This is a genomic window from Caldanaerobacter subterraneus (assembly GCF_004345675.1).
In the GTDB taxonomy this organism is placed as follows: Bacteria; Bacillota; Thermoanaerobacteria; order Thermoanaerobacterales; family Thermoanaerobacteraceae; genus Thermoanaerobacter; species Thermoanaerobacter subterraneus.
The window spans coordinates 61999-77469 of the sequence record NZ_SLWU01000002.1; the positions used below are offsets into that span (position 1 = coordinate 61999).

Here is a 15471-nt window from a genome sequence, read left to right on the forward strand (position 1 = left end):
GGGAAGATAGATGTATCCTTTATTGAGAATAAATTTAGAAAAGCTTCGCCACAACGCCCATATTATTGTTGAACTGTGTAGAAAAAGAAATATAAAAGTATTGGGGGTCACAAAAGTTTTTTGTGCTATTCCCAAAGTAGCTGAGGAACTTGTGAAAGCCGGAGTAGACATGTTAGGAGATTCCAGGATAAAGAATTTAAAAAAATTGCAGCACATACCTGTGCCTAAAATGCTTCTTCGGATTCCAATGGAAAGCGAAGTAGAAGAGGTTGTAAAATACGCTGATATAAGTTTAAATTCAGAGATAAGCACAATCAGAAATTTATCAGAAGAGGCTATAAGGCAAGGCAAGGTTCACGATATAATACTCATGATAGATTTAGGGGATTTAAGAGAGGGAGTGTTAAAAGAAGATGCCCTTTCAGTTGCTGAAGAGATACTAGAACTCAAAGGAGTGAGGTTAAGAGGTGTTGGAACTAATTTGACCTGCTACGGTTCTGTTATTCCTACCCCTGATATACTGGAAGAACTTATCGAAGTAAAGGAGGCCATTGAGAAAAAATTCGGTCAAAAATTAGACATAGTTTCGGGGGGTAATTCGAGTAGCTTGTATCTTGTTCAGAACGGACTTATTCCTCGTGGCATTAATCAGCTGAGAATAGGAGAGGCAATCGTTTTAGGTAGGGAAACCGCTTTTGGGGATAGGATTCCCCACACTTATGATGATGTGTTCACATTGGAGGCTCAGATAGTAGAGCTTAAAGAAAAACCCTCTTATCCAAGGGGAATTTTAGGCATGGATGCCTTTGGTGAAAGGCAAGTTTATGTAGATAGAGGTACAATGAAAAGAGCCATATTGGGAATTGGCAGGCAGGATGTCAATATTAACGATTTGATTCCTGTAGAAAGCTGTATAGAGTTAATTGGCTCAAGCAGTGACCATCTGATTGTGAATGTGACCAATTGCGATTATCCTTACAAAGTTGGGGATGTAGTGAAGTTTAAGCTAAGATATGGAGGAATTCTTTCTTGCTCTACTTCAGAATATGTAGAAAAAGTTATTGAAGAGGCGTAAGCCTCTTTTTATGTTGACAATAACTTTGTTACATGGTATGCTTTTTATTGAAATCCGGGTGATATAGTAGGAATTCAGGGGTGAGGAACTATGAAGCTTTCTACAAAGGGACGATATGGGATTCAAGCTATGTTTGAATTGGCCCTATATTACGGGGAAGGACCTATCTCTTTAAAGACTATTGCAGAAAATGAAGGGCTTTCTGAACATTATCTGGAACAACTTATGGCAATTTTGAGAAAAGCAGACCTTGTAAAAAGCGTAAGAGGTGCTCAAGGAGGGTATATGCTGGCAGCTCCGCCGGATAAAATAACTGTAGGCGATGTGATAAGGACTCTAGAAGGTTCTCTTGCCCCTGCAGATTGTGTAGTGGAAGACACTCCTTTTGAATGCAGCAGAGCAGGAGGCTGTCCTACAAAGCTCGTTATGGAGAGAATAAGAGACAGCATAAATAAAGTTATAGATTCTATCACTTTGCAAGACATGGTGGAAGACTACAGAAGGCTTAATCAAAAAAGCGCTTTTATGTACTACATTTAATGTCGCTAAAAGGAGGATTTTTATATTACATGGAGGTAAACAACAGAGTTGTAGTTGGAATGAGCGGAGGAGTAGATAGTTCAGTCACTGCATACCTTTTAAAAGAGCAGGGATTTGAAGTTATAGGAGTGACAATGAGAGTTTGGGTAGACCCTTACAGCAAAGCTCAAGACGATGACAAAAGCTGCTGTTCCTTGAAGGCAATACACGATGCAAAGGAAGTTGCTAAGATTTTAGGGATTCCCCATTATACTGTGAACTTGAGCGAACCTTTTTATAATAAAATTGTAAAATATTTCATTGAAGAATATTTAAAAGGGCGAACACCGAACCCTTGTGTTTTTTGTAACAGGCTCATAAAATTTGGAGACCTTCTAGAAAAAGCCCACGAATTGGGAGCTTATTATATAGCTACAGGACATTATGTGAGGAAAGAATACGATGAGGACAGAAAAAGGTATTTATTAAAAAAAGGCTTAGACTCTAAAAAAGACCAGAGCTACATGCTCTATCGCTTGACTCAAGAACAGTTAAAACACGCACTTTTTCCCCTAGGTAACTATACTAAAGAAGAAGTGAGGGCTTTAGCTGAAAAAATAGGACTTCCTGTTGCTGACAAAAGAGAGAGCCAGGAAATCTGTTTTATTCCAGACAATGATTATAAGGCTTTTATAAAAAGACAGATTAAAAAAGATGTAAAGCCAGGAGAATTTAGAGACATCCACGGTAATTTCTTAGGGTATCACAAAGGAATAATAAACTATACAATTGGGCAGAGAAAGGGCTTAGGTTTATCTTCCGACAGGCCTTTGTATGTTGTGGACATAGATCCAGAAAACAATGTAGTCATCGTCGGACATCAGGAAGATGTCTGGGGTGAAGAGCTGATATCTTCAAACAATAATTTCATTTCAATAGAAAAACTGGAAGAAGAGATAAAAGTTACCGCTAAAATACGGTATACTGCCAAAGAAGATGAGGCGATAATAAAGCCGTATGGCGATGATAAAGTATTAGTAAGATTTCTAAGACCACAAAGAGCGATAACTCCTGGACAATCTGTGGTATTTTATGATGGCGATGTAGTAGTAGGAGGAGGAATAATTGAGAAAAAAGTAAGATGAGCACCCTTGGGGTGCATTTTTTTATTTATAGAGAGGAACACTATAATAAGCAAAAGTCTTTGAAAGGTAGAAGGAGGGATTGGATGAGCAACAGAGATAAGTATTTAAAAGGATTTTTGGCAGGAGTTATAGCTGCAGCTTATGTAATTCCAAAGATGGACCTTAAAAAGTACAGGCGTTACAAGGACATGTTTGAGAAAAATTTTTCAAAAGTGTGGAGGGTAGTTAAACAGATAAAATTGAGATGAAAAACAAGGTTTACATTATATGGTTTTTGATTGTATTAGGGATTTTTTATATTTTCATAAAAAACTGGGTGAGTATCAAAAGCATACTTTCCCCTTTTTTTGTTTCTATACTTATGGCGTATCTTTTGAATCCATTTGTAAGATACTTTACTTCAAAAGGTTTTACACTAACTTTTTCTATACTGACAGTGTTTTTCATAGTGGCAGCAGCAATTTTGATTTTTTCTTACTACGTTTTTCCTATTTTAATAGGAGAACTAGCTTCTTTTGTGAAAGTGGTTCCAGAATATTTGCGAGAATTAAATTCGCTTTTAAATCATTTTAAATTTAATTACCTTTCTAATCTTCCACCTAATATTGAAAATGCTGTAGAAAAAAATTTAAATGCGCTAACTGCAGGAGTTGCTTCTTCTGTTGATACATTTTTTAAATCTGCAGTTGGAATGCTAAAAGGATTTGTAGACATTGTAATTATTCCAATTCTTACCTTCTATTTTTTGAAAGATAAAGACATTTTTTTGACGCAGGTTGAGTGTTTGATTCCATTAAAATACCGAGAAAAAATTTTTTTACTGCTTTTTAAAGTGGACAGGATATTGAGCAAATACTTGAGAGCGCAAGTTTATTTGTCTATTTTTGTAGGAACGCTTACAGGTTTAGGGTTGGCTCTCGTAAAAGTAAGATATGCTTTTTTGTTGGGAGTGATAGCAGGTATTTTAAATATAATTCCGTATATTGGGCCAATTCTTTCTATCCTTCCAGCGGTTGCGATTGGGCTTATGGATTCAATTTTTAAAGGCTTGTGGGCTTTTGCCATCTGCCTTCTAATACAGCAGGTTGAAAATGTGTTTGTGACTCCTAAAGTGATGGGAGATAGTGTTGGACTACACCCTGTTACAGTAATTTTTGTGCTTATTTTAGGAGAAGAACTTTTTGGAGTATGGGGGCTTTTATTCTCTGTGCCTGTTGCGGCAATTTTAAAGGAGGTTTTTACAGAAATTTTTTTAGACAAATAAATGCCATTATTGACTTGTTTTTTTCAATCTTGTATAATATACTCAAAAACAACGGGGTACAGCCCGTCCCCCTGCCTGTTCGGGACGGTTTTATTGTATAAAAGGGGAGGATTTTTATGGAAAAGCTCGGGATGAATGAAATCAGGGAAAAATTTTTGAGCTTCTTTGAGAGCAAAGGGCATTTAAGGCTTCCAAGTTTTTCTTTAGTTCCTAAAAATGATAAAAGTTTGCTCTTAATAAACTCTGGTATGGCGCCTTTAAAACCCTATTTTACGGGGAAGGAAACGCCACCAAGCAGAAGAGTTACTACCTGTCAGAGGTGTATAAGGACGCCTGACATTGAAAGAGTAGGGAAAACTGCAAGGCATGCCACTTTCTTTGAGATGCTCGGAAATTTCTCTTTTGGAGATTATTTTAAACAAGAGGCTATTCCTTGGGCTTGGGAGTTTGTCACTGAAGTTTTAAAGCTTCCTGTTGACAGGCTGTGGGTAACCATTTACGAAGAGGATGATGAAGCTTTTGAAATATGGAATAAGATAGTAGGGCTTCCGCCGGAGAGAATAGTGAGAATGGGCAAAGAAGATAATTTCTGGGAGATAGGTACAGGTCCCTGCGGGCCCTGTTCAGAGATTTATTTTGACAGGGGAGAAGAAAAAGGATGTGGCAAACCCGATTGCGGAATTGGGTGTGACGATTGCGACAGGTATGTGGAATTCTGGAACTTAGTTTTCACTCAGTTTAACAAAGATGAGCAGGGCAATTATCACAGACTTCCCAATCCCAATATAGATACAGGAATGGGGCTTGAGAGAATAGCAGCAATAATGCAGGGAGTAGATACGATTTTTGATGTGGACGTGATAAGAGGCATTCGCGACTTTATATCAGACCTTGCAGAGGTAGAGTATGGCAAAGATGCTGATAAGGATGTGTCTATAAGGGTTATCACAGACCACATAAGAGGCATTACCTTTATGATTTCCGATGGAATCCTCCCCTCCAACGAGGGAAGGGGCTATGTGTTAAGAAGACTTCTTAGAAGAGCTGCAAGGCATGGCAAGCTTTTGGGATTAAATGATGCTTTCCTGTACAAAGTAGTAGATTCTGTTGTAGAAAATTACGGAGGAGCTTACCCGGAAATAATTGAGAGAAAAGATTATATAAAGAGGATTATAAAGCTGGAAGAAGAGAGGTTTAAAGAGACGGTAGATCAAGGGCTTGCCATCTTACAGGATTATATAAATGAACTCAAAGCCCAAGGGAAGACTGTATTAGAAGGTGCAAAAGCCTTCAAACTTTACGACACTTATGGATTCCCCTTGGATTTGACAAAAGAAATACTGCAAGAATCAGGCATTACAATTGATGAGGAAGGATATAAAGAAGAGCTTGAAAAGCAGAGGATAAGAGCTAGAAGCAGCAGAAAAGAAGACAATAGCCTGTGGGAGCAGGACATATACTCCACTTTGGGAGATATTTCTACGAAGTTTGTGGGATATGAGGTTTATGAAAGTGAGGCTAAAGTGTTAGCTATCGTGAAGGACAATGAAGTGGTAGAGCAGGCAGAAGCAGGGGACGATGTAAGTATAATTTTAGATGTGACGCCTTTTTATGCTGAAAGTGGCGGACAGGTAGGAGATAGCGGGGTCATTGAAGGAGAGGACACATTAATAAAAGTGAATGACTGCAAAAAGGTAGGGGACAAGTTCATACACATTGGCACTGTGGAGAGAGGATTAATTTCGGTTGGAGATAAAGTAGTAGCTAAGATTGATGTCTCAAAGAGAAAAGGTGCTGCGAGAAACCACACTGCTACACACCTTCTCCACAAAGCTTTGAAAGAAGTTTTAGGTGACCATGTCAATCAGTCGGGTTCGCTTGTCGCATACGATAGATTGAGATTTGATTTTTCGCACTATCAGGCAGTCTCAAAAGAGGAGCTTAAAAAGATAGAAGAAAGGGTTAATGAAAAGATATACGAGCAGCTTCCTGTAGTAGTTGAAGAGAAAAATTACGAAGATGCCTTGAAAGAAGGAGCTGTAGCTCTCTTTACAGAAAAGTACGGGGACAAAGTAAGAGTTGTGAAAATTGATGACTACAGCATGGAACTTTGCGGGGGTACACATGTAAAGAATACCAGCGAAATAGGAATTTTTAAAATTGTATCAGAAAGCGCAGTAGGAGCTGGATTAAGGCGAATAGAGGCTTTAACAGGTATAGAGGCCATCAAATATTTAAATGAGCAGAAAGAAATATTAGATAGAGTTTCTGAAACTTTAAAGGCGCAGGAAAAAGAAGTAGTTTCAAAGATAGAGAACTTGCAGCAGTCATTAAAGGACAAAGAAAGAGAAATAGAGGGTTTAAAGACAAAGATTGCAAGCATTTTAGCAGAAACCCTGATAGATTCGGCTATTTCTGTAGATGGCGTCAAAGTCATAGCTTCCAGAGTGGAAGATTACGATATGGAGGCTTTAAAGACTTTAGGAGATATTCTTAAAGATAGGTTGAAGAGCGCAGCTGTGATTTTAGCTTCTTCCTCTAAAGATAAAGCCTTGTTTGTAGGAATGGCCACAAAAGATGCTGTAGAAAAAGGCGTAAACATGGGAGCAGTTATTAAAGAGACATGCAGCATAGCCGAGGGGAATGGCGGCGGAAGAGCAGAAATGGCCCAGGGAACAGGCAAAAATATTTCAAAGGTGAAAGAGGCTCTGGAAAAAGCTATTGAAATTGTAAAAGGACAGTTAAAGGCTTGACTGTGGCCTTCTTGATGGGGTATGATAGAGTCAGAGGTGATTGCATTGGTTGAAAAAAATGAGCAGACCATAAAGTACACTGTGTCTAAGGACAAAAAATCTGTGAAAGAGATTTTAGAAGCAGTTTACGAGGCGCTTTCAGAAAAAGGGTACGACCCTGTCAACCAAATAGTTGGGTACATTCTCTCTGGAGACCCTACTTACATCACTAGCCACAAAAATGCTAGAAACCTCATAAGAAAAATAGAAAGAGATGAGCTGGTGGAAGAACTTCTAAAAAGTTACTTGAGCAAAGAATAAATGCCTCACCTCGCGTGAGGCATTTTTTTAAGGACGGGGTGTAACTTGAGAGTATTGGGATTGGACGTAGGAGACAAGACCATTGGAGTGGCAATAAGCGATGTTTCTTCAACAATTGCCCAGGGGATTACAACTATAAGAAGAAAAAGTTTTGTAGAAGATGTGAAAGCAATAGAGGAAATTGTGAAAAAATATAGCGTAGAAAAAGTTGTGGTGGGTCTTCCAAAAAACATGAACGGTTCAATAGGACCTCAGGGGGAAAAAGTCATTAAGTTTGGAGAAAAATTAAGAGAGGTGTTAAGAATTCCTGTTGTATTTTGGGATGAAAGGCTTACTACCCTTCAGGCGGAAAGGTTTTTGATAGAAGGAGTGGACATGTCAAGGGGAAAGCGGAAAAAGGTGATTGACAAACTTGCTGCTACTATAATACTCCAGAGCTATCTTGACTCTCAAAAAAATTCCTAAAAAGCCTTGACAGCTGGCTGGAGATGTTATACAATTACATTATCTTGGTAGAATTGAGGTGAAAGTTTATGGAACCAGAAATTATTCAGTTGATTGACGAACATGGCCATCCGGTAGATTTTGAGCTCGTAGCCTCCTTTGATGTGGATGACAACAGATATGCAGTTGTGGTGCCTGTGGATGGAGATGGAGAAGAAGCCTATATCCTGAGGGTAGAGCAGGACGAAGATGGCAATGACATTTTCGTAGCGATTGAGGATGAAGATGAGTTCAATGATGCTGTCGAGGCGTACAATGAGCTGATGGAAGAGTATGAAGATTATTATGATGAAGAAGATTTTGATGATGATGATGAGTGATTAAATTTTGATGAATAAAGGGATTGGGAATTAAGGTATACCCTTTTTGGGTATATCTTAATTTTATTTTGTCTGTTTTCAATTGAAATTAAAGACGGCGAATAATAGTTGATATTTTTTGAGAAAAACTTGTTGACAATTGAAAATGAATATCATAAACTATTTGTAGTTGAAATAATTTGGTGGTGAAAAAAGTGAATGAATTTGATAAACTTAAGGAAAAATTGAAAGAGAAGGGTTTTAAGTTGACTACGCAGCGGCGGGTAATTCTGGACGTGATAATGGAAAATAAAAATAAACATCTGTCTTCAGAAGAGATATACGACCTTGTTAAGCGGAAGTATCCTGAGATAGGCTTGGCTACAGTTTACAGGACTCTACAGCTTTTTGAGGAACTGGGACTTGTATATAAATTGAATTTTGATGAGGGACGGAACAGGTATGAGCTTTACCAGGAAGATGCTCATCAGCACCATCACCTGATATGTTTAAAGTGCGGAAATGTCATAGAAATGGAAGGAGATTTGCTGGAAGACTTGGAGAAGCTGATTGAGAAGACGAAGAATTTTGAAATTGTTGACCACAACGTGAAATTCTACGGTTATTGCAGTAATTGTAGAAATAAAGTATAATTTATATTAACTGGTGTAAGGTACGGGTCTATTTTTATTTAAAGGGGAGAGGGGTAAAAAAATATCTAACGAAAGGAGAAAGGTATTTGGCGCACAAGGCAAAACTGAAGATAATTCCTTTGGGCGGATTAAATGAAATTGGCAAAAACATGACTGTATTCGAGTATGGAAATGATATCATAGTTGTAGACTGTGGCCTCGCTTTCCCTGATGATGAGATGTTAGGAATTGACCTTGTCATTCCCGATATTACTTATTTATTGAAAAACAGGGAAAAAGTTAAAGCAATTGTGCTCACCCATGGCCACGAAGACCACATAGGGGCTCTGCCCTACGTGTTGAAACAGCTCAACGTCCCAATTTACGGCACGAGACTTACAATTGGGTTGGTTGAGTACAAATTAAAAGAGCACGGACTTTTGAGAGACAGTAAGCTAATCACTGTAAAACCCAGAGAGACAGTTGAGATCGGCCAGTTTAAAGTAGAGTTTATAAGGACTTCCCACAGCATTGCAGATTCAGCAGCTTTGGCTATTCACACGCCTGTAGGTACGGTTTTTCACTCAGGGGATTTCAAGATCGATTTTACGCCTATAGACGGGGAAGTGCCGGATTTGCACCGGTTTGCACAATTGGGAGAAAAGGGCGTACTGGTGATGCTGTGTGACAGCACGAACATTGAAAGGCCGGGCTATACGATGTCTGAAAGAACAGTAGGGGAGACTTTTGATAATCTTTTCAGAAAGGCTGAGCAGAGGATAATTGTAGCCACTTTTGCTTCAAATATTCACAGGGTTCAGCAGATAATAAATTCCGCACAGAAGTACGGAAGGAAAGTGGCCATATCAGGAAGAAGCATGGTAAATGTTGTGAATGTAGCCATGGAGCTTGGATATCTGACAGTGCCAGAAGGGCTTTTGATAGATTTGGATGAGGCGAATAAACTTCCCCACAACAAAGTAGTGATAATCACCACAGGAAGTCAAGGTGAACCGATGTCGGCACTTACCAGAATGGCCTCTTCTGAACACAAAAAAGTGGAGATTGTCCCTGGAGACACTGTCATAATCTCGGCTTCTCCAATTCCGGGAAATGAAAGATTGATCTCAAGAGTTATAAATCAGCTTTTCAAAAAGGGTGCCAATGTGATATATGAAGCTTTAGCAGATATACACGTTTCTGGACATGCATGCCAGGAAGAGATCAAACTTTTGCACACCCTTATAAAGCCGAAATTTTTCATACCTGTTCACGGCGAGTACAGGCACCTGGTGCAGCACGCAAAACTTGCTGAAAGCCTTGGAATGCCGCCGGAGAACATCTTTGTAGTGGACAACGGTACAGTGCTGGAATTTACGAAAGATTCAGGTAGAATTGCAGGTACAGTCACAGCCGGTAAGGTATTGGTGGACGGATTGGGAGTTGGAGATGTGGGCAATATAGTCCTGCGGGACAGAAAGCACCTTGCCCAGGATGGCCTGTTAGTTGTGGTTGTCACGATTTCCAAAGAGACTGGAGCGGTGATAGCAGGGCCAGATATTATTTCACGCGGATTTGTGTATGTGAGAGAGTCTGAAGATTTGATGGAGGAGTCCAAGAACATCGTACGAGAAGTCCTTGCAAAATGTGAAAAAGAAGAAATCAACGAGTGGGCTACTATAAAATCCATGATAAAGGATAATTTAAGCAATTTCCTCTATGAGAAAACTAAAAGGAATCCAATGATACTGCCTATTATAATGGAAATTTAACACAAAGAATGGAGAGAGGAAAAATGGGTAAAATTGATGTAAAATACATTGCGAAAGCGGGAGTTATTGCAGCAATTTATTTTGCAGTGACTTTTTTGCTCGGCAGTGTCTCCTATGGCCCTATTCAGTTTAGGCTTTCAGAGGCTTTGGTGGTTCTGCCGATGATAGAGCCGGCGGCTATCTGGGGTGTTTTCATTGGATGTCTTTTAGCAAATATAGGGAGTCCCTTTGGCATTATAGATATTTTAGGAGGGAGTTTTGTAACCCTTATAGCTGCGTACCTTACATCAAAGGCAAAAAAGTTTTATCAGGCTATTTTGCCTCCCATTATTTTGAACGCTTTGTTTGTTTCAATATGGGTGAGCTATTTCCTAAAAATGCCTTATTACATTGTGGCAATTGACATTGCATTGAGTGAGGCAATTGTGACAGGTGTATTTGGGTATGCTGTTTTAATTGCCTATAAAAGGATTAAAGACAGATACTCACTGTGACAAGTAAGCTTTTAGGCTTACTTGTTTTTATTTTCAATTAATTGTATAATTTATGTATACCCCTCTAAGGAGAGAAATAAGATGAATAAAGTCGAAACAAAAGGTAAAAGCAAATTTTTTATACTTGTGATAGTTTTAATTTTTCTTTTTGTTTCTGCTTCTTTTTATTATCAAAGCCTTTTTAAACCAGTGTCTACAAGGGCATCAGAGGAAGTGGTTGTGAATATACCCAGTGGCTATTCTACTCACCAGATAGCAAAGCTTTTGAAAGAAAAAAATTTGATTAAAAATGAGTGGTTTTTTGCATGGCGGGCAAAAATATTAAAAGCAGATGGTAAGCTGAAGGCTGGGAAATATTTATTAAGTCAGAATATGACAGTTGACCAGATTATTGAAAAAATAGCAGCAGGAAAATCTGAAATGGATGTTTTTAAAGTCACAATTCCCGAAGGGTATACTGTTAAAGATATAGCGAAAAAATTGGCTCAAATAGGGCTTGTCGATGAGAAAAAATTTTTAGAAGTAGCGCAGAATGGCGATTTTGAATATAGTTTCTTAAAAAACATACCGAAAGATAGGCCCAATAGATTAGAAGGTTACCTTTTCCCCGATACCTATTTTATTCCTGTAAATGCTGATGAAAAAGAGATAATAAACATGATGTTAAAAAGGTTTGAAGAAGTGTACAACACTGTAATCAAAGACAACGCTCAAAGAATGGGGATGACTCCCGATGAGATTGTGATTGTTGCATCAATTGTAGAAAAAGAAGCTGTGTTAGACAAGGAGAGGCCTATTATTGCAGGAGTTATTTACAACAGGCTGAAGAAAAAGATGAAGCTGGAGCTTTGTCCTACTGTTGAATACGCTTTAGGAACTCATAAGGAAGTGCTTTCATATCAGGACTTAAAAGTCGATTCCCCTTATAATACCTATGAACATTACGGGCTTCCTATTGGACCTATTTGCAATCCCGGACTTAAATCCATTGAGGCTGCTTTAAATCCTTCTAAACATGACTATTATTATTTTGTGGCCAGAGGAGATGGAACACACATCTTTAGCAGAACTTATCAGGAGCATTTAAAAGCTCAAAGAGAAGTGGAAAGGGAGCAAAATAAAAAGTGAAGGGTTGAGGCGATGGAGATAACCTATCGTGATATACAGTTTATAAGGTCTTTTCACGAGGAGTTGTATGAAGACTTAAAGCCATTGAGAAAATTTGCAGAAGAAAATTACATTCCTATAGCAAAACCTGAAGTAGCAGCTTTTTTGAGCTTTATGGTGAGGCTTAAAAAGCCTCTTAATATACTGGAGATAGGAACAGCCATAGGATATTCCACCATAATAATGGCAAGGGCCTATCAAAACTCTAAAATTGTTACAATTGAAAGGGATATAAACCTTGCTGAGATTGCAAAGAAAAACTTTAAAAGAGCTAAGATAGAGGGAAGGATTGATTTAATCTGCGGAGAGGCAGAAGAGGTACTGGACAATCTGACGAAGGAGTACGATTTTATCTTTGTGGATGCGGCAAAGGGCCAGTATTTGGAGTTTTACAAAAAGATAAGAGAATTTGTTCCACAAGATGGGATTGTCCTCTGGGATAACATCCTGTACAAGGGTTATGTAGTTGGTGAAGAACATGTAAAGCACAAGAGAAGAACGATTGTGTACAGGATGAGGGAGTTTATAGAAGTGTTGAAAAAGGACAAGAATTTTTACACGGTGATTTTGCCTTTAGGAGATGGGTTGGCTTTAAGCATTAGGGAGGAGTGATTTATGTTAGAGCTTTTGGCGCCAGTTGGAGATTTGGAAAGGCTAAAGGTTGCTGTAAAATACGGAGCAGATGCTGTTTACTTTGGAGGACAAAATTACAGCTTAAGAGCCTATGTGGGGCTTACACTTGATGAGATAAAAGAGGGTGTTAGATATTTAAAAAAAAGCAACAGAAAAGCCTATATCACCATAAATATTTTTCCCCACAATAAGGATTTAGAAGAGCTGCCGGAATACATTAAAAAAGTTATAGACCTCGGAGTAGATGCTGTTATTGTCTCTGATTTGGGAGTTTTTTCTATAGTTAAGGAAATTGCTCCTGAGATAGATGTACACATAAGCACTCAGGCTAATACTGTAAATTACTTGACTGCAAATTTCTGGCACAGATTAGGTGCAAAGAGAATAATTTTAGCAAGAGAGCTTTCTTTAAAGGAAATAAAAGAGATAAGGGATAAGACGCCTCCTTCTTTAGAATTGGAGGCTTTTGTGCACGGTGCTATGTGCATATCCTATTCAGGGCGATGCCTTTTGAGCAATTACCTGACAGGAAGAGACGCCAACAAAGGGGAATGTGCGCAGCCCTGCCGGTGGAAATATTACCTGATGGAAGAAAAAAGGCCGGGAGAGTATTTTCCTATTGAAGAAGACGGGCGAGGCACTTATATTTTAAATTCAAAAGACCTGTGCATGATAGAGTACATTCCTCAATTGGTAGAAGCTGGAGTTACAAGTTTTAAAATTGAGGGGAGAAACAAGAGCGCATATTACGTTGCGGTGGTTACACGGGCTTATAGGAAGGCAATTGACGATTACCTTGAAAAAGGGAAGGATTACGTTTTTGACAGGAGCCTTCTTGAGGAAGTGGGGAAGGCAAGCCACAGAGGATTTACCACAGGCTTTTATTTTGGCAGGCCGGGGGCAGATGCTCAAAATTATGAGTCTTCTAAGTACATCCGCACCCATGACTTTGTGGGCATTGTCAAGAGATATGACCCTGAGACGAGGATAGCGATTGTGGAGCAGAGGAACAGAATGTTTGTTGGGGATGAAGTGGAAGTTATAGGGCCTAAGGTTCAATTTAAGCAGAAAATTGAGAAGATGTGGGATGAGGAAGGAAGAGAGATCGAAGTAGCTCCGCACCCCCAGATGATAGTGAAAATTCCTGTTGTTAATCCTGTTGAAGAGCTTTATATTTTAAGAAGAGAATCTAAAAATAATGTTTAAAAAAGCTCCTTTTGGGAATACTGGTTCCTGAAAGGAGCTATTTTTATGGAGAAAAGGATAGTTTTTTTGCGCATAGTTTTGGCCCTTATGATTTTTATATTGGCTGGAAGGCTTTTTTACATACAGGTAGTAAAATATAATTTTTATTCTGAAAAAGCAATGGAACAGAGAATTAAAAGCTTTAAAATTTCAGAAAAGCGCGGAGATATATACGATAGAAACATGATACCTTTCACAGATAGAGACTACAAAGAGTATGTCTTTGCAATACCCAAAATGATAAATGATAAAAAAAGGGCAGCAGAAATACTCAGTGAGATTACAGAAATTTCTTCCGAAAAGATTAGAGAAGATTTAAAGAGAAATAAAGACTATATCAGATATGAGATAAGAAGGGATGTAGATTTTTCTCTTCCTGTTGGAATTTTTAAACTCGAGCTTCCACAGAGGTATTCTTCAAACTCTCTTGCAAGGCATGTGATAGGATATCTTGGAGATAAAAAGATGGGGTTGGAGGAATCTTTTGATGAGGTTTTGACTACAGATGCCAGCGACAGCATTGCAGTCTTTACTGATGGCAGCAGAAATGACTATATAAAGGGATTAGGTGTAAAAATACAAACCGTTCACGACAAAGTTTTTGGTGTAAAAACCACTCTAGACTACCATATACAGAAGGTGGTGGAAGATGTACTTGACAGGCGTAGGATAGAAGGAGCAGCAGTTGTACTGGAGGTAAAAACAGGGAATATACTAGCGATGGCGAGTAGGCCTAATTTTGACCAGAACAGGATAGAAGATTATTTAAAAAGCTCTAATGAAGAGTTTATAAATAAGGCTGTATCTGGCTATCCCCCTGGATCTATTTTTAAAATCATAGTTGCTGCGGCAGCTTTAGAATCTGGGAAAGTCAGCTTAGAAGATACTTTTTACTGCAGTGGAAGCTATGATATAAATGGAGTTGTCTTTCACGATTTTAAGGGAGAGAGCCATGGCTTGATAAATATAGTCAAAGGTTTTGCAGTTTCCTGCAATACAACTTTTATAAGGATAGGGGAGATAACAGGTGCAAAAGCTATTTTAGACATGGCAAGAAAATTTGGGATAGAGAAAGACGATGGTCTTCCAATACCGGAGCAAATAGGAAGGCTTCCAAAGCTTTCTGACACATACGGCGCTGGCATTGGAAATCTTTCGATAGGCCAGGGAGAAGTTTTGATGACTCCGCTTCAAGCTGCCGATATAGTAGCTACAATTGCGAATGATGGTATAAGGAATGTACCGCGTCTTGTGGAGGCAGTGGTGGATGAAAAGGGAGAGGAGGTTAAGAGATTTCCGCCTCGAGAATCATATAGAGTGTTAGAAAGTAACACAGCCAAAATTTTGAGGTATATGATGAGGCAAGTGGTGGTTGACCCGGAGGGGACAGGCAAAAGAGCAGAGACTTTTTGCAAAAGTGCTGGAAAGACAGGTTCTGCAGAGGTCAACAAAGAATTAAATATATATCATGCCTGGTTTGTAGGCTTTGTGCCTTATGAAAATCCCAAGTATTCTATTGCTGTATTTGTTAAAAACGGAGACACAGGGGGAATAAAGGCCGCTCCTATTTTCAAAGAAATAGCCGAAGAGATAATTAAATACTGATGTACAGGCACCTTTTTCAGATAAAACCATATAATAAATGTGTAATTTATTAAAAAAGAAGAGG

Annotated in this window: 16 protein-coding genes; all 16 read left to right on the forward strand. The window is 38.7% G+C overall.

Features of this window, described 5'->3' with window-relative positions; genetic code table 11:
- The first annotated feature begins 10 nt into the window (after window positions 1-10).
- Window positions 11-1075, forward strand: coding sequence for an ornithine racemase Orr (gene orr, locus EV203_RS01045; RefSeq protein WP_132038911.1), 1065 nt, complete (start codon window positions 11-13; stop codon window positions 1073-1075).
- A gap of 90 nt (window positions 1076-1165) precedes the next feature.
- Window positions 1166-1615: an RrF2 family transcriptional regulator gene (locus tag EV203_RS01050; protein WP_011025566.1), complete on the forward strand. Its 450-nt coding sequence runs from the start codon at window positions 1166-1168 to the stop codon at window positions 1613-1615.
- A 29-nt stretch (window positions 1616-1644) separates the two neighbouring features.
- Complete coding sequence (gene mnmA, locus EV203_RS01055; protein ID WP_132038952.1) at window positions 1645-2739, forward strand: tRNA 2-thiouridine(34) synthase MnmA; 1095 nt, start codon at window positions 1645-1647, stop codon at window positions 2737-2739.
- Window positions 2740-2822: 83 nt separating this feature from the next.
- The gene (locus EV203_RS13355; protein WP_162828797.1) at window positions 2823-2987 is read left to right on the forward strand and encodes a hypothetical protein; all 165 of its coding nucleotides are present in this window, start codon (window positions 2823-2825) and stop codon (window positions 2985-2987) included.
- Window positions 2978-4003, forward strand: coding sequence for an AI-2E family transporter (locus tag EV203_RS01060; RefSeq protein WP_132038912.1), 1026 nt, complete (start codon window positions 2978-2980; stop codon window positions 4001-4003). Before EV203_RS13355 ends, EV203_RS01060 begins: the two co-directional genes overlap by 10 nt.
- A 116-nt stretch (window positions 4004-4119) precedes the next feature.
- Window positions 4120-6756, forward strand: coding sequence for an alanine--tRNA ligase (gene alaS / locus EV203_RS01065; protein ID WP_132038913.1), 2637 nt, complete (start codon window positions 4120-4122; stop codon window positions 6754-6756).
- A gap of 45 nt (window positions 6757-6801) precedes the next feature.
- The gene (locus EV203_RS01070) at window positions 6802-7056 is read left to right on the forward strand and encodes an IreB family regulatory phosphoprotein (RefSeq protein WP_031314153.1); all 255 of its coding nucleotides are present in this window, start codon (window positions 6802-6804) and stop codon (window positions 7054-7056) included.
- Window positions 7057-7101: 45 nt separating this feature from the next.
- Window positions 7102-7521, forward strand: a complete 420-nt coding sequence (ruvX, locus tag EV203_RS01075; protein WP_011025572.1) for a Holliday junction resolvase RuvX — start codon at window positions 7102-7104, stop codon at window positions 7519-7521.
- 68 nt (window positions 7522-7589) lie between these two features.
- On the forward strand, window positions 7590-7880 hold the full coding sequence (locus tag EV203_RS01080; protein WP_132038914.1) for a DUF1292 domain-containing protein: 291 nt from the start codon (window positions 7590-7592) through the stop codon (window positions 7878-7880).
- A gap of 194 nt (window positions 7881-8074) precedes the next feature.
- Complete coding sequence (locus EV203_RS01085; RefSeq protein WP_011025574.1) at window positions 8075-8512, forward strand: Fur family transcriptional regulator; 438 nt, start codon at window positions 8075-8077, stop codon at window positions 8510-8512.
- A gap of 86 nt (window positions 8513-8598) precedes the next feature.
- The gene (locus EV203_RS01090) at window positions 8599-10263 is read left to right on the forward strand and encodes a ribonuclease J (RefSeq protein ID WP_011025575.1); all 1665 of its coding nucleotides are present in this window, start codon (window positions 8599-8601) and stop codon (window positions 10261-10263) included.
- A 23-nt stretch (window positions 10264-10286) separates the two neighbouring features.
- Window positions 10287-10757, forward strand: coding sequence for a QueT transporter family protein (locus EV203_RS01095; protein WP_011025576.1), 471 nt, complete (start codon window positions 10287-10289; stop codon window positions 10755-10757).
- Between the two features lie 81 nt (window positions 10758-10838).
- Window positions 10839-11885, forward strand: a complete 1047-nt coding sequence (gene mltG / locus EV203_RS01100; RefSeq protein WP_132038915.1) for an endolytic transglycosylase MltG — start codon at window positions 10839-10841, stop codon at window positions 11883-11885.
- 12 nt (window positions 11886-11897) lie between these two features.
- Window positions 11898-12536, forward strand: coding sequence for an O-methyltransferase (locus tag EV203_RS01105; protein ID WP_132038916.1), 639 nt, complete (start codon window positions 11898-11900; stop codon window positions 12534-12536).
- A gap of 3 nt (window positions 12537-12539) precedes the next feature.
- Window positions 12540-13763, forward strand: coding sequence for a peptidase U32 family protein (locus EV203_RS01110; protein WP_009610701.1), 1224 nt, complete (start codon window positions 12540-12542; stop codon window positions 13761-13763).
- A gap of 45 nt (window positions 13764-13808) precedes the next feature.
- Window positions 13809-15407 carry a peptidoglycan D,D-transpeptidase FtsI family protein gene (locus tag EV203_RS01115; protein WP_132038917.1) on the forward strand — a complete coding sequence of 533 codons (1599 nt, stop codon included), beginning with the start codon at window positions 13809-13811 and terminating at the stop codon, window positions 15405-15407.
- The last annotated feature ends 64 nt before the right edge of the window (window positions 15408-15471 follow it).